The 18,554-nt window shown below is 73.2% G+C and carries 13 protein-coding genes; 1 reads left to right on the forward strand and 12 read right to left on the reverse strand.

Translation table 11 applies throughout. The features are described 5' to 3' along the window. Positions 1–33: 33 nt before the first annotated feature. From P696_RS51415 to P696_RS51420, 5 genes are all read right to left on the reverse strand, one after another. Complete coding sequence (locus P696_RS51415) at positions 34–858, reverse strand: DUF3159 domain-containing protein (protein WP_064744313.1); 825 nt, start codon at positions 856–858, stop codon at positions 34–36. 1 nt (position 859) lies between these two features. After that, the gene (locus tag P696_RS0140310; RefSeq protein ID WP_084339001.1) at positions 860–1,270 is read right to left on the reverse strand and encodes an OB-fold nucleic acid binding domain-containing protein; all 411 of its coding nucleotides are present in this window, start codon (positions 1,268–1,270) and stop codon (positions 860–862) included. Positions 1,271–1,342: 72 nt separating this feature from the next. Then, positions 1,343–3,322, reverse strand: coding sequence for an APC family permease (locus P696_RS0140315; RefSeq protein WP_026416767.1), 1,980 nt, complete (start codon positions 3,320–3,322; stop codon positions 1,343–1,345). A gap of 137 nt (positions 3,323–3,459) precedes the next feature. Further along, complete coding sequence (locus P696_RS0140320; RefSeq protein ID WP_026416768.1) at positions 3,460–4,134, reverse strand: response regulator; 675 nt, start codon at positions 4,132–4,134, stop codon at positions 3,460–3,462. Then, the gene (locus P696_RS51420; protein ID WP_064744315.1) at positions 4,131–6,767 is read right to left on the reverse strand and encodes a sensor histidine kinase; all 2,637 of its coding nucleotides are present in this window, start codon (positions 6,765–6,767) and stop codon (positions 4,131–4,133) included. The genes P696_RS0140320 and P696_RS51420 overlap by 4 nt, the downstream gene beginning before the upstream one ends. A gap of 269 nt (positions 6,768–7,036) precedes the next feature. On the opposite strand from P696_RS51420, the gene P696_RS51425 reads away from it, so the two are divergent. Continuing rightward, positions 7,037–8,032: a L,D-transpeptidase gene (locus tag P696_RS51425; RefSeq protein WP_051468997.1), complete on the forward strand. Its 996-nt coding sequence runs from the start codon at positions 7,037–7,039 to the stop codon at positions 8,030–8,032. Between the two features lie 23 nt (positions 8,033–8,055). Here P696_RS51425 and P696_RS0140335 read toward each other — a convergent pair whose 3' ends face one another. The 7 genes from P696_RS0140335 to P696_RS0140365 all read right to left on the reverse strand — a co-directional run bounded on the left by P696_RS0140335 (position 8,056) and on the right by P696_RS0140365 (position 18,554). Beyond that, positions 8,056–9,987: an APC family permease gene (locus P696_RS0140335; RefSeq protein WP_245628000.1), complete on the reverse strand. Its 1,932-nt coding sequence runs from the start codon at positions 9,985–9,987 to the stop codon at positions 8,056–8,058. 195 nt (positions 9,988–10,182) lie between these two features. After that, positions 10,183–11,742 (reverse strand): Na+/H+ antiporter, encoded by a 1,560-nt coding sequence (locus P696_RS0140340; RefSeq protein ID WP_026416770.1) that lies wholly within the window; start codon positions 11,740–11,742, stop codon positions 10,183–10,185. A 145-nt stretch (positions 11,743–11,887) separates the two neighbouring features. Next, on the reverse strand, positions 11,888–12,223 hold the full coding sequence (locus P696_RS53490) for an SdpI family protein (RefSeq protein ID WP_051468999.1): 336 nt from the start codon (positions 12,221–12,223) through the stop codon (positions 11,888–11,890). Positions 12,224–12,256: 33 nt separating this feature from the next. Then, positions 12,257–14,077 (reverse strand): APC family permease, encoded by a 1,821-nt coding sequence (locus tag P696_RS51435; RefSeq protein ID WP_245628001.1) that lies wholly within the window; start codon positions 14,075–14,077, stop codon positions 12,257–12,259. Between the two features lie 184 nt (positions 14,078–14,261). After that, positions 14,262–14,939 carry a response regulator gene (locus P696_RS0140355; protein ID WP_026416771.1) on the reverse strand — a complete coding sequence of 226 codons (678 nt, stop codon included), beginning with the start codon at positions 14,937–14,939 and terminating at the stop codon, positions 14,262–14,264. Then, positions 14,939–17,605 (reverse strand): sensor histidine kinase, encoded by a 2,667-nt coding sequence (locus P696_RS51440; protein ID WP_051469003.1) that lies wholly within the window; start codon positions 17,603–17,605, stop codon positions 14,939–14,941. Before P696_RS51440 ends, P696_RS0140355 begins: the two co-directional genes overlap by 1 nt. Before the next feature lie 31 nt (positions 17,606–17,636). After that, positions 17,637–18,554 (reverse strand): potassium-transporting ATPase subunit C, encoded by a 918-nt coding sequence (locus P696_RS0140365; protein WP_026416772.1) that lies wholly within the window; start codon positions 18,552–18,554, stop codon positions 17,637–17,639.

The raw sequence follows: 18,554 nt of genomic DNA on the forward strand, positions 1-18,554 counted from the left end.
GCGTCTTAACGCGATCCTGACGGCAGGATCCGGTCAGCTCTCGCGGGGTTCGACGGCCCCGGCGGGCGTCGCGTCCGGGACCTGCCCGGACGCCTTTCCGGCAGCGGATTCGGCCGTGGCCCCCGTGCTCGGGAGTGAGGAGCCCGGGACCGGGGCGGTCTGCAGCGGGGTGCTGGTGCGCATGAGCATCAGCAGCGCCAGGCCGAGGGCGCCCACGTACGCGGGCCAGCCGAGCACGACCTTCGCGACGCCGAGCGCGGCGACCTGGCCCGCGAGGTACAGCGGGATCTGGAAGGCCAGCTTCAGCACGCTGGGCAGCATGAGCAGCCAGGACAGCCGCGTGCACACCCGCACCATGGCCGGGTCCTTGCGCCAGCCGAACGGGTCGTCGGGGTTCGCCGCGCCGATCATGAAACCGACGAACGGCCAGCGGGTCACGATCGACAGCAGCATGAGCAGGCTGACGGCGCCGGAGTAGAGCATGCCTGGCAGGAACGCGTCCTGCGCTTTGCCCGAGCGCAGCGCGAAGAAGGCCGCGATGGCGATGCCGAGCAGGCTGTTGAGGACGAACTGCGGCGTCGTCCGCTGGACGATCCGGGCGGCGAGCAGCAGCAGCGCCGAGCCGCCGCCGACGTACAGCGACAGCCGCAGGTCATGGGTGATGACCCAGCCCCCGGTGAACGCGATCGTGGGCACCGCGCCCTCGACCACGCCGCGCCGTCCGCCGAAGACCTTGGTCAGCTGGGCGCGGATGACCTCCTCGACGGTCTCGAACCCCGCATGGCCCGGGGCCGCGGGGCTTGAGGAGGCGTCAGGGGACGGGACGTCGCCGGACGAGGCGGTGTCACCGGCCGCCATGTCACGCGCCCCGCAGTTCGTAGCGGGGGTTGAACATCACCTTGCGGCCGTCCTGGACGCTGACGAAGCCCTCGGCGCGCAGCCGACGGCCGGGGTCGATCCCGGCGATCTTGCGCCGGCCCAGCCAGACCAGGTTGACAACGTCGGTGCCGTCGTAGAGCTCGGCCTCCAGGGCCGGGGCTCCGCCTCGGGGTCGCAAAGTCACGGTCCGTAGCGTACCGGCCACGCAGGCGCGCTGCCGAGCCGTGCACGCGGTGATGGGGGTCGCCCCCTCCTCGCCGGTGGACCGCTGGAGCTCCTCGGCCTCCAGCTCCTCCTTGCTCGACGCCATGCGCCGCAGGAATCGCCGCAGGCCACCGGGCCGTGCCCCGCCTCCGTCGGTGGAGGTCGTACCGGCCGCTCGCTCGTCCATGATTCGAAGCCTAAAGCATCCGGTCCGTGAAAGAACCGGTCCAGGACCGCTGATACGGCACCGTCACCCCCATCACCCGCCGGACCCGGACGACACGGTCTCCCCCGGGCCCGGCGGGACGGAATCGGGTTCGGCGCGCGCCGAACCGAGCTGCCACGGGACGCTGATGACCATGACGCCCGGCCGGAACAGCAGCCGGGCCTTCAGCCGCAGCGCGCTCTGGTTGTGCAGCAGCTGCTCCCACCAGCGTCCGACGACGTACTCGGGGATGAAGATCGCCACGACGTCGCGCGGGGACCGGCGGCGGAGCCGCGCCACGTGGTCCAGGACGGGCCCGGTGATGTCCCGGTAGGGCGAGTCCAGGACGACCAGCGGGACGGGGATGTCGCGCTCGGCCCATTCGGTGCGCAGGGTGTCCACCTCGGCGTCGGACGTCTTGACCGTCAGCGCGGTCAGCGTGGACGGCCGGGTCGCGCGCGCGAACGCCAGGGCCCGCAGCGCCGGGGTGTGCAGCCGGGAGACCAGCACGACGGCGTGGATCCGGCTGGGCAGCGCCACGGCGTCGTCCCCGGGGGTCAGCTCGGCGGCGACCCGCTCGTAGTGCCGGTGGATGGCCTTCATCATCAGGAAGACCACCGGCATCGCGATCACCACGATCCACGCGCCGTGGGTGAACTTGGTGATCAGCACCACGACCAGGACGAGGCCGGTGAGCAGCGCGCCGAACGCGTTGATCACGCGGGCGCGGCGGACCCGCCCGCGCCGTCCGGGCGGGCAGGTGCGCAGCTCGTCCGTCCAGTGCTTGACCATGCCCGCCTGGGACAGGGTGAACGAGACGAACACGCCGATGATGTACAGCTGGATGAGCCGGGTGGTGCTGGCGTCGAAGGCCCAGATCAGCAGCCCGGCGAGCAGCGCGAGGATGACGACGCCGTTGCTGAAGACGAGCCGGTCGCCGCGCCGGGAGAACTGCCGGGGCAGGAAGCCGTCCGCGCCGAGGATGGACCCGAGGATCGGGAAGCCGTTGAAGGCGGTGTTGGCGGCCAGCACCAGGATCGCCGCGGTGAACCCCGCGACCAGGAAGAACAGCAGGGAGTGGTCGCCGCCGGAGACGGCCGCCGCGACCTGCGTGATCACGGTCTTCTGCTCGTACCCGGCGGGCGCGCCGACCAGCCGGGCCGGGTCGTCGCTGATGTGCACCTTGCTGACCAGGGCGAGCAGGGAGATCCCGGCGAGCATCACGATCGTCAGGACACCCATGATCGCCAGGGTCCGGGAGGCGTTCGCGCTCTTCGGCCGCTTGAAGTTCGGCACGCCGTTGGACACCGCCTCGACGCCCGTCAGCGCGGTGCATCCCTGGGAGAACGCGCGCAGGACGAGCGCGACCGCGAGCAGCCCGGTCGAGCCGTGCTCGGCGTGGATCCCGATGCCCGCGGACTCGGCGTGCAGGCTCCCGCCGAACGCCACCCGCAGCGCGCCCCAGAGGATCATGAAGTAGACGACCGCGACGAAGCCGTACGTCGGGATCGCGAAGACCGTCCCGGACTCCTTGACGCCGCGCAGGTTCATCACCGCGAGCACGGCGACCAGCGCCAGCGAGATCGGCACCGCGTACGGGACCAGCGCCGGGAACGCCGAGGTCACGTTGGCGACGCCCGCCGCGACCGACACCGCGACGGTCAGCACGTAGTCGACCAGCAGCGCGCTGGCGGCGGCCAGCGAGGCCGTCTCGCCGAGGTTGGCGCGGCTCACCGCGTACGCGCCGCCGCCCCCGGGGTAGGCGTGGCAGGTCTGCCGGTAGGACAGCACGACCACGGCGAGCAGGACGATGACGGCGAGGGCCACCCAGGGCGCGAGGCGCAGCAGCGCGACGCCGCCGAGCCCGAGCCCGAGCAGGATCTCCTCGGTGGCGTAGGCGTTGGACGACAGGGCGTCGCTGCAGAAGATCGGCAACGCGAGCTTCTTCGGCAGCAGCGTGTCGCCGAGCTGCTCGGTGCGCAGCGGACGGCCGACCAGGAGGCGCTTGGGCGCCCTGAGCAGGGGAATTCGCACACCAGAACGGTTCCGTCAAAATCAGGCCATTCCGGGCGTGCTAACGCCGTCTTGACGCCGCCTCGATGCGTCTTAACGCCTTCTTAACGCGCGCCTGACGTCCCGCCGGACGCCCGAGCGCTCTCCCGGGACGCGGGTCACGCCTCGAAGCGGTAGCCGATGCCGGGGGCGGTGATCAGGTACCTCGGGTGGGACGGGTCGTCCTCGAGCTTGCGGCGCAGCTGGGCCATGTAGACGCGCAGGTAGTTGGTCTCCTTGGCGTACGACGGGCCCCACACCTCCTGGAGGAGCTGCTGCTGGCTGACGAGCCGTCCGGCGTTGCGGACGAGCAGCTCCAGGATGTGCCACTCGGTCGGGGTGAGCCGGACGTCCGCGCCGTTCCGCTCGACCCGCTTGGCGGCCAGGTCCACGCTGAACGCGTCGGTCCGGACGACCGCGGCCTCCTCGACCGGCGCGGAGCGGCGGACGGCGGCGCGCAGCCGGGCCAGCAGCTCGGCCATACCGAACGGCTTGGTGACGTAGTCGTCGGCCCCGACGTCCAGGGCCTCCACCTTGTCGTCGGACTCCTGCCGGGCCGACAGCACGATGATCGGCACGGTGAGCCAGCCGCGCAGGCCCCGGATCACCTCCGTGCCGTCCATGTCGGGCAGGCCGAGGTCGAGCAGGATGACGTCCGGGTGGCGGCGCGCGGCGAGGTCGAGCGCGGTCCGGCCGTCCGGCGCGGCGTCCACCTCGTAGCCGCGCGCCTTCAGGTTGATCCGCAGCGCGCGCACGATCTGCGGCTCGTCGTCCACGACGAGAACGCGTGTCACGTCCTGTCCTCTCGCTCGTCCCGGCTGCCATTGTCACGGGTGGGGTCCTCGCGGACGCCCGGCGGGGCGGCCGGGACGCCGCCCGGGGCTCCACCGCCTGGGGCAAGGGGCAGGCCGAAGACCATGGTGAGGCCGCCGCCGGGGGTGTCCTCGGGGGTGAGGGTGCCGTCCATCGCCGAGACGAAGCCGCGCGCGACGGCGAGGCCGAGCCCGACGCCGGTGCCCTTCGGCGCGTCCCCGAGCCGCTGGAACGGCGCGAACATCCGCTCCTTCACCACGTCCGGGACGCCGGGGCCGCGGTCGACGACGCGCAGCTCGACGCGGTCCGGCTCGCGGCCGAAGCGCAGCTCCCCGGCCGTGACGAGGACGGGCCCGGCGCTGTGCCGGACGGCGTTCTCGACCACGTTGGCGAGCGCCCGCTCCAGCAGCCCGGCGTCGGCGGCGACCGGCGGCAACGTCTCGGGCACGTCGAGCCGGACGCGGTCCTCCGGGACGTTCAGCAGGGCGCGCGGGAGCACCTCGTCCAGCGCGACCGGGCGGATCAGCGGGGTGACCACGCCGGTCTGGAGGCGGCTCATGTCGAGCAGGTTGCCGATCAGGCCGTCCAGCCGGTCGGCGGACTCCTCCACCGACGCCAGCAGCTCGGCCTCGTCCTCGGGGTCCCACTGGACGTCGGTGGCGCGCAGGCTGCTGACCCCGGCCTTGATCGACGCGAGTGGCGTGCGCAGGTCGTGCGAGACCGCCGCGAGCAGCGCGGTGCGGATCTTGTCGCCCTCCTCCAGCCGCCGCGCGCGGGCCGCCTCCTCGGCCATCCGCCGCCACGCGAGGACGGCCCCGGCCTGCGAGGCGAACGCCGACAGCACCCGCCGGTCGGACGCGGGCAGCACCCGCCCGGACAGCGCCAGCACCGTCTCCTCGCCCGGCTCGCCCGCCGCCGCGCCATCGGCGGCGCCGCCGACCTCGGCGGTCGCCTCGGCGTCGTCGGGGTCGGCGGCGGGGTCCGCGCCGACCGCGCCGCGCGTCCGCCAGCCGTCGCCGGTGTGCTCCAGCAGCGCGACCGCGCGCACCCCGAACGTCTCGCGGACGCGGTCGAGCAGCGCGGGCAGCGCGTTCTCGCCGCGCAGCACCGACGTCGCGAGCATGCTGAGCGTCTCGGCCTCCGCGCCGCTGCGCGCGGCCTGCCGGGTGCGGCGGGCGGCGAGGTCGACCACCGAGGAGACCGCCACCGCGACGGCGACGAACACCAGCAGGCCGAGCGCGTTGCGCGGCTCGGCGATGGTCAGGGTGTGCAGCGGCGGGGTGAAGTACCAGTTCACGGCCAGGAACCCGAGGACGGCCGCGAGGATCGCGGGCCACAGTCCCCCGGCCAGCGCGACCAGGACGGTCAGCGCCAGGAACAGCATCAGGTCGGTGGTCAGGCCCGGCCGGTCCCCGGCGTCCAGGACGGCGACCAGGGCGGGCGGGCCGATCAGCGCCAGCGCCCACCCGGCGACGCGGCGGCGGACGCTGAGCGGGCTGCCCGCGAGGCTGACCAGTCCCCGCCCCTTCCCGACGTGCTCGTGCGTGACCAGGTGGACGTCGATCTCGGACGACTCGCGCGCGACCGTCACGCCCACACCCGGCCCGAACACGAACTGCCAGCCCCGGCGGCGGCTCGACCCCAGCACGAGCTGCGTCCCGTTCACCCCCCGGGTGAACTCCAGCAGCGCCTTGGCCGGGTCGTCGCCGAGGACCTGGTGGTAACTGCCGCCGAGGCCCTCCACCAGAGCGCGCTGCCGGTCCAGGTTCCGCGCGGACGCGCCGGACGCCAGCCCGTCCGCCCGGGACACGTGGACGGCCAGCAGGTCGGCGCGTCCGGCGCGGGCGGCGATCCGGGCCGCGCGGCGGACCAGCGTGTCGCCCTCCGGGCCGCCGGTCAGGCCGACCACGATCCGCTCGCGCGCCTCCCACGGCTCGGTGATGCCGTGCTGGTCGCGGTAGCGCTCGAGCGCCTCGTCCACCTTGTCGGCCAGCCACAGCAGCGCCAGCTCGCGCAGCGCGGTCAGGTTGCCCGTGCGGAAGTAGTTGGCGAGCGCCGCGTCGATCTTCTCCGGCGCGTAGACGTTGCCGTGCGCCATCCGGCGGCGCAGCGCCTCGGGGGTCATGTCGATCAGCTCGACCTGGGCCGCGCGTCGCACGACCTCGTCCGGGACGGTCTCCCGCTGCCGGACCCCGGTGATCCGCTCGACGACGTCGTTCATCGACTCCAGGTGCTGGATGTTCACCGTGGAGATGACGTCGATCCCGGCGTCCAGGATCTCCTCGACGTCCTGCCAGCGCTTGGCGTTCCGCGAACCCGGCACGTTGGTGTGGGCCAGCTCGTCCACCAGGACGAGCCGTGGCCGGCGGGCGATGACGGCGTCGACGTCCAGCTCGGAGAAGTGGCCGCCGCGGTAGGCCAGCGCGTGGCGCGGCACGACCTCCAGGCCGTCGATCTGCTCGGCGGTGCGCGCGCGGCCGTGGGTCTCCACGAAGCCGACGACCACGTCGGTGCCGCGCGACGCGCGGCGGTGGGCCTCGCCGAGCATCGCGTACGTCTTGCCGACTCCGGGCGCCGCACCGAGGTAGATGCGGAGCTCGCCCCGCGTCCCCATGATGGCCTCCCCCAGGCGAAATCTACCAAAGGGGTGCCCCACGCTCCGATTCGGCCGGGATGTGCCTCACCGCCTCCGACCTGCGCCTGAGGGGCGGGTCGGGCGACACGTGCGCTTTCGCCCGGTCCGGCGGCGTCGTCACCCAATCGAGACACGGGACTTCGGCGGCCCGGCGCGTCCCGATTCCGATCAGCGTCTATTTTGCCGAGTGTCATCGCTTTCGGTGACCGTATGATCACCGATGGTCCCCACACCGTCCCGAGGTACGCATGCTCCACCGTGTCCTGGCAGTTCCGGCCCTGGGCGTCCGGCCGCGGACGGCCGTCGCGCTCGTCCTCCTCGCGCCCGTGCTCGCCGGGTGCGGAGAGGGGTCCGGCGGGCTCGACCGCGCGGACGCGCTCGCGGCGCCCGCCGCCGCCCCCACCGACGACGGCTCGACCCCGGCCCCGCCGAGACTGAAGGAGATGCGCGCCCGGACGTTCCGGGTCTCGGCCGTGACGCCGCGCGAGGGCGAGGTCGTCGGGATCGGGATGCCGATCATCGTGACGTTCAGCCGTCCGGTGCCGTCCCGCGCGGCCGTGGAGCGCGTCCTGCGGGTGCGGATGTCGCGGCCCGTGCGGGGCGGCTGGTACTGGCTGTCGTCACGCCAGGCGGTCTACCGGCCGCGCCGCTACTGGCCGGGCGGCGAGCGGATCACGCTGGACGCGCGGCTGAAGGATGTGAAGGACGCGTCCGGGATGGCGGGCGCGAAGAACGTGACGCGCAGCTTCCGGGTCGGACGGGCCCGGATCAGTGTCGTCAACACCCGCACCCACCGCATGCGCGTGAGCGAGAACGGCCGCGTCGTGCGGACGACCCCGATCAGCGCCGGACGCGGCGGCAAGCTCGCCTACACCACGACCAACGGCATCCACCTGGTCATGGGCAAGAGCGATCCGGTGGTCATGACGTCCGCGTGGATGGGCGTGACCGACCCGAAGAACCCGCGCTACTACAAGCTCAAGGTGCGGTACGCGGTGCAGATCTCGTCGAGCGGCGAGTACGTCCACTCCGCGCCCTGGTCGGTCGGCTCGCAGGGCAGGGCGAACGTCAGCCACGGCTGCGTCAACGCGGGCCCGTCCTTCGCGGCCTGGTACTACGGCCGGTCGCAGCGCGGCGACGTCGTCATCGTGACCGGGACGAACCGTCCACTGGCCTGGACGAACGGGTACGGCTACTGGCAGATGCCCTGGAAGCGCTGGAAGGCCGGTTCGGCCGTCCGGTAGAGCCGGGGGCCTCGGGGCCGGGGCTAGGAGACGTGGACGCGGGGGCGGCGGGACGGGTCGGGTTCGGCGCGGCGCAGCACCTCGCGCGTCACCGGCGGGACCTCGCCGTCCCCGAAGACCAGGAACTTCAGCAGGTGGCCGAGCGGGTGCCCCTCCGTCCAGTCGAAGTAGACGTTCGGCTGTTCCCCGGTCCGCTCCCGCAGCGCCATCAGGACCGCGGCGATCGTGTTCGGCACGACGGGACCGGTGACCCGGAGCACCCGGAACTCGTGCAGCACCTCGCCACAGACGTCCAGATCCGCCCGGAAGTCGGACGAGTCGGACACGGTGACCTCGAGGAACAGGATGTGCTGGTCCTCCGGCATCGGGATGTCGTCGCGCTGCGCGCGCTCCTTGAGCGCGTACTCCTCGCGGTCGCGGGCCTGCGGCTCGTTGGCGATGATCCGCAGCGGGCCGAACACGGCGGCGGCGTCCACCAGGCGCTCGGCCTCCGGGTCGAGGGTGACCGTGCCGGTGCGCAGCTCGAACGCGCGGTGCACCCGGGACGCGAACGAGGTGACGAGGATGCCCGCGATGAACATCGAGGCGATCTTGATCCCGTCCGGCCGCTCCACCACGTTGGCGCCGACGGTGTAGAGGAACACGGCCGTGATCAGCCCGAACCCGGTGGACGCGCCGTGGTGCCCGCGCCGCCAGGTCGCGACGCACGAGGCGAACGCGGCCGACAGCATCACCATCAGGACGCCGGTCGCGTACGCGCCGCCCTGCCGGTCCACGTCCGCGTCGAACAGCCAGGTCACCAGGAACGCGATGGCCATGAACACCAGCGCCAGCGGCCGGACGGCGACCGCCCAGTCCGGGGCCATGCCGTACCGGGGCAGGAAGCGGGGGACGAGGTTGAGCAGCCCGGCCATCGCGGACGCGCCCGCGAACCACAGGATCGCGATCGTGGAGACGTCGTAGACCGTCCCGAAGCCGCCGCCCAGGTACTCGTGCGCGATGTAGGCGAGCGCGCGGCCGTTCGCGCCGCCGCCCGGCTTGAACGCGTCCGCCGGGATCAGGACGGTCGTCGCGAAGCTGGACAGGATGAGGAAGCCGCTCATGATCAGCGCGGCCGTCGTGAGGAGTTTGCGGGTCTCCCGGATGCGTCCGGCGGGCCTGGCGTAGGTGTCCGACGCGTCCCCGCGGACCTGGGGCATCACCGCGACGCCGGTCTCGAACCCGGACATGCCGAGCGCCAGCTTCGGGAACACCAGCAGCGCCACGCCGATCATCGCGAACGGCGAGGAGTGCGCGGCGCGGGCCGCGTCCCACCAGTCGCCGATCCGCACCGGGTGCGTCACGACGTGCTCGACTGCCGTCGCCACCACGACCAGGTTGAGCCCGAGGTAAATCACGACCAGCACCACGGCGATCCCGATCGCCTCGCGGAACCCGATGAGGAACACCCCACCGAGCGCGGCCAGCAGCACCAGTGTGATGGCCATCGTCTGGCCGTGCGTCGCGGACGGGGCGAGCGGGTTGGCGACGAAGTGCGCCGACGCGTCCGCCGCGGACAGGGTCATGGTGATCATGAAGTCGGTGCAGGCGAAGCCGAGCAGCACCAGAACGAAGACCTTCCCGGCCCACCAGGGCAGCAGCCGCTCCAGCATGGCGATCGAGCCCGAGCCGTGCGGGGACTCCGACGCCACCCGCCGGTACACCGGCAGCGCCCCGAACAGGGTCAGCGCGACCAGCACGATCGTCGCCATCGGGGACAGCAGCCCGGCGGCGAGCGCCGCGATGCCGGGCTGGTAGCCGAGCGTGGAGAAGTAGTCGACGCCGGTCAGGCACATGACGCGCCACCACCGGTGGCCCTCGTGCTCCTCCGGGAGCTTGCCGTGCGGGCCGGGGTGGATGCCGCTCCGCTCGGTCAGGCCCTCCAGCAGCCAGGCGCGCCAACGCGGTGAGGGCACGGCTCCGCCTCCGGCCCCACCGCCCCCGACGTCCGCCCCGGCCATCGCCGCCTCCGTAACACGATCGGTACCGGGGACGTTTCCAGCGGGCGGGCCCCTTACGCGCGCCCGCCGCCATCGATCGGGGCGCGATACCGGCCACCGCCGGACGGATCGGGGCGAACCCAACAGAAAGAGTGCGTCGGGGGCGGTGGGTCAGGGGGAGCGGTCGAGGGAGGTGTCCTCCAGGTCGAGCAGGCGCTGGACCTCGCGGACCGTGGTCTCGCCGATCTCGCCGTCGTCGTGCAGCCGGTGCAGTTCGGCGGTCTCGGCGGCGATCAGGTCGCGGCGCAGCCGCCGGTAGTCGGCGAGGATGCCGTCGATGCCGTCCTGGCCGTCCAGGCGGAGTTCGCCGCGTTCGATCCGGTCCTGGACGCCGACCCTCAGCCGTTCGATCACCACCGCGGGCGCGGCCTCCAGGTCGGCGAGCTCCTCGAGCCGGGCGCGGGCGGCCAGCGCGAGCCGCAGCCGGGCGAGCGCGAACTCGCGCCGTCCCTGCTCCTCCGGGACGACCAGCCGCGCCGCCCGCACCAGCGGGGCGAGCGTGAACCCCTGCACGACCAGCGAGATCGCGATGACGCAGGTGGCCAGGACGACGACCAGGTCGCGGCTGCCGAGCGGCGCGTCCGAGTCGGTGGTCAGCGGGATCGCGAGAGCGGCGGCGAGCGGCACCACCCCGCGCGCGCCCGCCCACGACACCACGGCGGGCACCTCCCACGACGGCCGCCGTCCGCCGCGCCACGCCTGGAGCGCCGACAGCGGGAACACCCACGCGACCCGGACGGCCACCAGCGTCGCCGCGAGCAACACGGCGGGCACCAGGTAGGACGTCGCGGACCGGTGCAGCTCGCGGATCAGCGTCGGCAGCTCCAGCCCGATGAGGCTGAAGACGACCGATTCGAGGAGGAAGATGACCGTCCCCCAGACCGCGCCGAGCTGGAGGCGGATCCCGGCGTTGGTCAGCGCGGGGGCCTTGCGTCCGAGCATCACGGCGGCGACCACGACGGCCGTGACGCCCGAGGCGTGCGCGGACTCGGCGAGGACGTACGCGAGGTACGGCGTGAGGAGCGCGATGACGGTCTCCAGCACCGGGTCCTCGGTGCGGCTGCGGATCAGCCCGACCACGAGCGCGGTGACCGCCCCGGCCGCCGCGCCGCCGCCCGCGAGCAGCGCGAACTCGCCCATCGCGCCCCCGGCCGAGAACGACCCGGCGACCGCCGCCGCGACGGCCAGCTTGTAGAGCAGCAGCGAGGTCGCGTCGTTGAACAGGCTCTCGGCCTGGACGAGCGTCTGCACCCGGGACGGCAGCGACAGCCGCCGTCCGAGCGCCGCGACCGCCACCGGGTCGGTGCTGGCCAGGACGGTTCCGAGCAGCAGTCCCATCGTCCAGGACATCCCGGTGACCGACGCGGCGACCGCGCCGACGGCGGCGGCCGACGCGAGCACCAGGCCCACGGCGAGCAGCGTGACCGGACGCCACACCGCGCGCAGCATCCGCCAGGACATCTCCTCGCCCGCCGCGTACACCAGCGGCGGCAGGACGACGAGGCTGACGACCTCGGGCGGCACCCGGACGGCGGGCAGCCCCGGCACGAGGCCGACCAGGAGACCGGCCACGACCAGCAGGGACGGCGCGGGGACGCGCAGCCGCCGGGCTCCCACCGCCACCACGGTGGCGAGCACGACCAGCCCCAGGACGATCTCGACGCTGCGCATCTCGGCGGTGGCCTCCGGTCCGGTCCCCCTCGCGGGAGTACGACGAAAGAACGCCGACCAGACTTCCCGGCACACCAGAAAGGGACCGTATCAGCGACACAAAGGCCAGGACACCATCAAAGCGGACACGCGGCCGGTGGCCGCGTCAGCGGACGCGGTCGCGGAACGCCGTGTGGCCCATGTAAACGGCGACCACGGCCAGCACCACGCAGAGGACCGCGCCCACGAGCGTGGCGGTCATCCGTACCGTCTCCGACCCGGCGGTCGCCGTGACGGTCCCTCCGATCAGCAGCGCCAGGCCGCCCGCGGTGAGCCACGGCCCGCCCGCCCGGTGCACGATGTCCCACGCCTCGTCGCTGGACATGGACGTCCGGGTGCGGATGCCCACGAAGGCGTTGCGGCGCAACCGTCCGGCGCCCGCCGCCAGGCCGCTGACCACGACCGCCAGACCGGCGACGGCGAGCACGATTCCCTCGACCATGGTTCCTCTTCCTCCGGTTCCCCTGGCTGCGGATCAGTGGACGGGCTGCGGGCGACGGCGCTGTCCGGGCAGCGGGGCGACGCGGAAGCGCATGCGGCAGATGACGCTGTCGGTGTCGCGGCGCAGGGCGTGGGCCAGGACGGCGCCGCGCTGGTTCTGGAGGACGCGTTCCCAGACGTGCTCGGGCTCGACCTCGGGGATCAGGACGAACACCTGCTTCTCGCGGACGCCCCGGACGTACTCGACGATCGGCTCGACGAGGCGACGCCGCGCATCGGAGATCACCACCAGCTCCACGTCCGGGTTCCAGCGCTCCCACTCTTCCACAAAGCGGACACGCTCCCCCTCCTCGTCCGGGTGGACGACGCGGACCGCCACCACCCGGTCGCCCAGGCTGAGCGCGGCGGCGAGCGCCTGCCGGGTGAGCGTGCTGACCCCGCCGACCGGCACGACGACCAGGGCGCGGCCGGGCCGCGGCGGGGCCGGGACCTCGCCGAGGCCGAGGCGCTCGCCGATCCGGTCGTAGGCGTGGTGGACGCGCTCCATGACCAGCACGAGCACCGGGAGCATGAGCAGGATGAGCCAGCCGCCCTCCAGGAACTTGGTGGCGGTGACGATCACGGCGGCGACGCCGGTGAGCAGCGCGCCGAACCCGTTCAGGGCGAGCCTGCCCTGCCAGCCGCGCGGACGGTCGGTCCACCAGTGCCGCACCATCCCGGCCTGGGACAGGGTGAACCCGACGAACACCCCGATCGCGAACAGCGGGACGAGCGTGTTCATGTCGCCGTTCGCGGCGACGAGCAGCGCGGCCGAGGTGAGCGCGAGGAAGCCGATGCCGTACCGGTGCACCTGCCGCCGCGCGCGCAGCGCGAACAGGTGCGGCAGGTTGTTGTCGGCGGCGAGCAGCCGGGCGAGGACGGGCAGCCCGCCGAACGAGGTGTTCGCGGCGAGCGCCAGCAGCACCACGGTCGCGAACTGCACCACGTAGAACATCGCGCCGTGCCCGAGGGACGCCTCGGTGACCTGCGACAGCACGGTCACGCCCTCGACGGGCCGGATGGAGAACCGCTCGATGAGCACGGCGATGCCGATCAGCATGACCGCGAGCAGGCCGCCGAGCGCGACCTCGGCGTGCTGCGCCCGCCGCACGCGCGGCCTCCTGAAGGACGGGACGGCGTTGGCGATCGCCTCGACGCCCGTCAGGGCCGCGCAGCCGTTCGCGAACGCCTTGAGCAGCAGCAGGACGCCGACCGTCTTCAGGCCGTCCGCCTGCGCCTGGACGGCGTGCTCGGACACCACCGCGTGGTCGCGGAACAGGCCCGCGACGACCACGGCCAGGATCGCGCCCACGTAGATCACGGTCGGCGCGACGAACAGCCGGGCGCTGTTGGCGATGCCCCGGTAGTTGACCGCCGTGATCAGGGCCAGCACGCCCAGGCAGAGCCACGGCGTGTAGGGCAGCAGCTCCGGGACGGCCGAGGTCAGCGCCGCCACACCGGCCGCGACCGACACCGCGACGTTGAGCACGTAGTCCACCACGAGGGACGCGGCCGCGACCAGGGACGACCGGCGGCCGAGGTACCGCTTGGCGACCCCGTACGCGCCGCCGCCCTCGGGGAAGGTCGCGATCACCTGGCGGTAGGAGACCGTCAGGACCGCCAGCAGCCCGGCGATGGTGAGCGTCACCGGGAGGGTGAACCCCATCCCCGCTCCCCCGGCCAGCGCCAGGACCAGGACGATCGCCTCCGGGCCGTACGCCACCGACGCCATCGCGTCCAGCGACAGGGCGGCCAGGCCGCCGATCACACCGAGCCGATGCCGTTCCTCACCATCGACACGGGCACCGTCACCCACGAGCTCCACCGTGCACTCTCCCTTACCGGCACGTTTTGCCGGTTACGTGGAGATCGTGCACCTTGTGGCCGCTTTGTGGGGTGGGCCTTAACGCGTTCCGAACGACCCGCCCCGCACTCCTGACGCGTTGGAAACGGGACGGCGACGCGACCGCGATGCACGGCACTTCGACCGGCCCGGACGGTCAGGGCTCGAAGCGGTAGCCCATGCCCGGCTCGGTGATGAGGTGGCGCGGGCGGGACGGGTCGTCCTCGAGCTTGCGGCGCAGGGACGCCAGGTAGACGCGGAGGTAGTGGGTCTCCTTGACGTGGTTCGGGCCCCACACCTCGGTGAGCAGCTGCCGCTGCGGGATGAGCTTGCCCGGGTTCCTGACCAGCAGCTCCAGGATCCCCCACTCGGTCGGCGTGAGGTGCGTCCTGGCCTCGTCGCCCGCCGTGACGGTCTTGCGGGCCAGGTCGACCGTGTGACGGCCCAGCAGGACGGACGGGTGGTCCTCGTCGAGCGGGGCGCGGCGGGTGATGGCGCGGATGCGGGCGAGCAGCTCGTCCACGCCGAACGGCTTGGTGACGTAGTCGTCGGCGCCCGCGTCGAGGGCGTCGACCTTGTCCTTGGACCCGGCGCGCCCGGACAGCACGATGATCGGGACGCGACTCCAGCCGCGCAGCCCCCGGATCACCTCCACGCCGTCCAGGTCGGGCAGGCCGAGGTCGAGGATGATCAGGTCGGGATTCCAGTCGGCGGCCCTGGACAGCGCCTGCCCGCCGCCGGTCGCCACGGTCACGTCGTAGTGCCTGGCGCGCAGGTTGAGCCGGAGCGTCGCCAGAATCTGCGGTGAATCGTCCACCACAAGGACGCGCGTCATCATTGCCCCCGTTCGTTCGATGATTCCCTGTCGTCCTCCCGGCGGTGCCGGAAGACGGCCACGCGGTCCAGCATCAGCGGGTCCGCGGCGGTCAGGTCGGTGACCGAGGGGTCGGCGGGAGCGTCGGTGTGCGCCCGCGCGGTGGGCAGGGTGAGGACCATGGTGAGGCCGCCGCCGGGGGTCTCCTCGATGGCGATCGAGCCGTCCATCGCCTCGGCGAGGCCGCGGGACAGCGCGAGGCCGAGCCCGACGCCGGTGTGGTTGTCGCGGTCGCCGAGCCGCTGGAACGGCTCGAAGACGCGGTCGCGGTCACCGGCCGGGATGCCGGGGCCCCGGTCGATCACGCGCAGTTCGAGGCGGCCCGCGAGGGCGCTGGCGGTGACCAGCACCCTCGCGTCCGGCGGGCTGTGCCGGACGGCGTTGGAGATCAGGTTGACCAGCACCCGCTCCAGCAGCGCCGGGTCGGCGAGCAGCTCGGGCAGCCCGGCCGGGACGCGGATGTCGACCGGCGCGTCGTCGCCGAGGTCGGCCAGGGCGCGCGGGACGGCGTCCTCGGCGGCGATCGGGCTCAGGGACATGCCGAGCGACCCGGCCTGCAGGCGGCTCATGTCGAGCAGGTTGGCGACCAGGCGGTCCAGCCGGTCCAGCGACTCGGCGGCGGTCGCGGCCAGCTCGTCCTGGTCCTCGATCGACCAGGTCACGTCCGGGCTGCGGAGCGACTCGACGGCCGCCTTCGCCGAGGCGAGGGGGGTGCGCAGGTCGTGGCTGACCGCGTTCAGCAGCGCCGTCCGCATCCGGTCGGCGGCCTCCAGCGGACGGACCTGCCCGGCGGTCTCGGCGAGCCGCTGCTGCCGCAGCGCGACCGCCGCCTGCGCCGCGAACGCCTCGACGATCCGGCGGTCCTCGGCGGGCAGCGTCCGGCCGCGCAGCACCAGCGCGAGCGCGCCGTCGTCCAGCAGGACGTCCGACTCGCCCTCGTCGGGCGTCGTGCACGGCGTGCCGCCGGTGGTCGCCACGATCGTCCAGCTGGACGGGTCGCGGTTGTCGTCCGGGCCGTCCTCGGCGGTGCGTTCCAGCAGCGTGACGGCGGTGAGCCCGTACGTCTCGCGCAGCCGTTCCAGGATCGCGACGAGCGGACGGTCGTCCCCGCCGCGCAGGATGTCGCCCGCCAGCGTGGACAGCACCTCGGCGTCCGCGCGCGCGGCGGCGGCCTCACGACCCCGGCGCGCGGTGACGTCGACGACGGTCGACACGGTCAGCCCGACGATCACGTACACCACCAGCTGCAGGATGTTCTCCGGCTCGTTGATAGTGAACTCGTGGAGCGGCGGTGTGAAGTAGTAGTTCAGCAACAGCGACCCGCCGACCGCCGCGAACAGCGCGGGCCAGAGCCCGCCGAACAGCGCCACCCCCACCACCGCCGCCTGGAACAGCAGGATGTCGCTGGCGAGCGAGAACTCGCTCCGCGTCCGGTCCAGGACGAGCGTGAGCAGCGGGAACAGGACGGCGGTGAGCGCGAAACCGGAGCGCCGCCGCTTCGCCGGGACGCCCCACGAGGCGCGCAGCGCCTTCCACCGGCGGCCCTGGTTGACCTCCTCGTGCGTGACCAGGTGGACGTCGATCGCCCCGGACTGCGCGGTCGTGGTGACGCCGACGCCGCGCGAGAACAGCTGCGCGACGCGTCCGCGCCGGGACGCGCCGAGCACCAGCTGCGTCGCGTTCACGCCGCGCGCGAAGTCGAGCAGCGCGTCCGGGACGTTCGGGCCGACGACCTGGTGGTAGCTGCCGCCGAGGCTCTCCACCAGGGTGCGCTGGCGGGCGAGCGTGGCGGGGTCGGCGCCCGTGAGGCCGTCGCTGCGCGCGACGTGCACGGCCAGCAGGTCCGAGCCCTTGGTCCGCGCGGCGATCCGCGCGGCCCGGCGGATCAGGGTGTCGCCCTCCGGTCCGCCGGTGAGGGCGACGACCACCCGCTCCCGGGCCTCCCACGTCCGCCGGATCTCGTGGTCGGCCCGGTACCGGTCGAGCTGGTCGTCCACCTTGTCGGCCAGCCACAGCAGCGCCAGCTCGCGCAGCGCGGTCAGGTTCCCGATCCGGAAGTAGTTGCCGAGCGCCGCGTCGATCTTCTCCGGCGCGTAGACGTTGCCGTGCGCCATCCGGCGGCGCAGCGCGTCCGGCGTCATGTCGATCAGCTCGACCTGGTCGGCGCGGCGGACCACCTCGTCCGGCACGGTCTCCCGCTGCGGGACGCCGGTGATCCGCTCGACCACGTCGTTGACCGAGTCCAGGTGCTGGATGTTCACGGTGGAGACGACGTCGATCCCCGCGTCCAGGATCTCCCTGACGTCCTGCCAGCGCTTGGCGTTCCGCGAGCCCGGCACGTTGGTGTGCGCCAGCTCGTCCACCAGCGCGACCCGCGGACGGCGGGCGATGACCGCGTCCACGTCGAGCTCGCCGAAGGCCGTGCCCCGGTACTCCACCGTCCTGCGGGGCACGACCTCCATCCCGTCCAGGAGCTCCGCGGTGCGGGGCCTGCCGTGCGTCTCGACGTACCCCACGACCACGTCCGTGCCGCGTTCCAGCCTGCGTCGTCCCTCCGACAGCATCGCGAACGTCTTCCCGACGCCCGGCGCCGCCCCCAGGTAGACCCGCAGCCGACCCCGCCCCATCGAACCTCCCCGGCTCCTCCCTGTTCCCGGCCTACTGCACCGGGAACTTGCGGTCCAGGGCGAGGTTCAGCTCGAGCACGTTCACCCGTGGCTCGCCCATGAACCCGAGGTCGCGTCCGCCGGTGTGCTCGTCGAGCACCTTCCGGACCGCCGCGACGTCCGCGTGCCGGGCCTCGGCGACCCGCTTGACCTGGATCTTCGCGTAGGCCGGGGAGATGTGCGGGTCGAGACCGGAACCGGACGCGGTGACCGCGTCGGCCGGGACGGCGGGCTTGTTCGGGGCGTCGCCCTTGACCGGGACGATCAGGCCCTTGGAGTAGTCCTCGCCGTACTTCGCCAGCTCGACCTTCACGCCGTCGTAGGACGCCACGAACGGCGCCCTGACCACGCCTTCCTCCTCGTTCACGCTGACGACGCGGGTCGGGTGCGGGACCCCGCCCCGCCGGTCGCGGTCGCCGAACACGGCGAGCACCGCGCCGACGCCGCTGTCCTTGGCGCAGAACGGACGGCTCCCGTCCACACCCTCCAGCTCGCCGACCGCCTTGCTGCGCGTGCAGACGGTGGTCAGCAGGCTCGTCTTGGCGTTCTCGTCGGTCTTGTCCGCCGCGACGAGCTTCGGGTCGGGCAGGGTGTCGACGATGTCCTCCGGGCCGAGGTTGCTCGCGCTCGTGGCGGTCGGGTCGTACCCGTCGCCCGCCGCGGACGGGCGGCTCTGGAAGTACTTCTTGATCGGGTTGCCGAGCTTGTCGGTGTAGGACTGGCCGATCAGCGAGCTGCCGGCCGTCCGGCCGTCGGCCGAGACCAGGGAGCCCTGGGCGTGCGAGCGCAGCCCCGGGACCTGGGCGACGCCCCACACCGCGAGCGGGTAGGCGACGCCGAGCACGACGGTCAGGACGAGCAGGGCGCGGACGGCGGCGAGGTGCTGCCGGATCCAGCTTGGAATACGCAT

Origin of the sequence: Actinomadura oligospora ATCC 43269 (assembly GCF_000518265.1) — a bacterium.
Lineage (GTDB): Bacteria > Actinomycetota > Actinomycetes > Streptosporangiales > Streptosporangiaceae > Spirillospora > Spirillospora oligospora.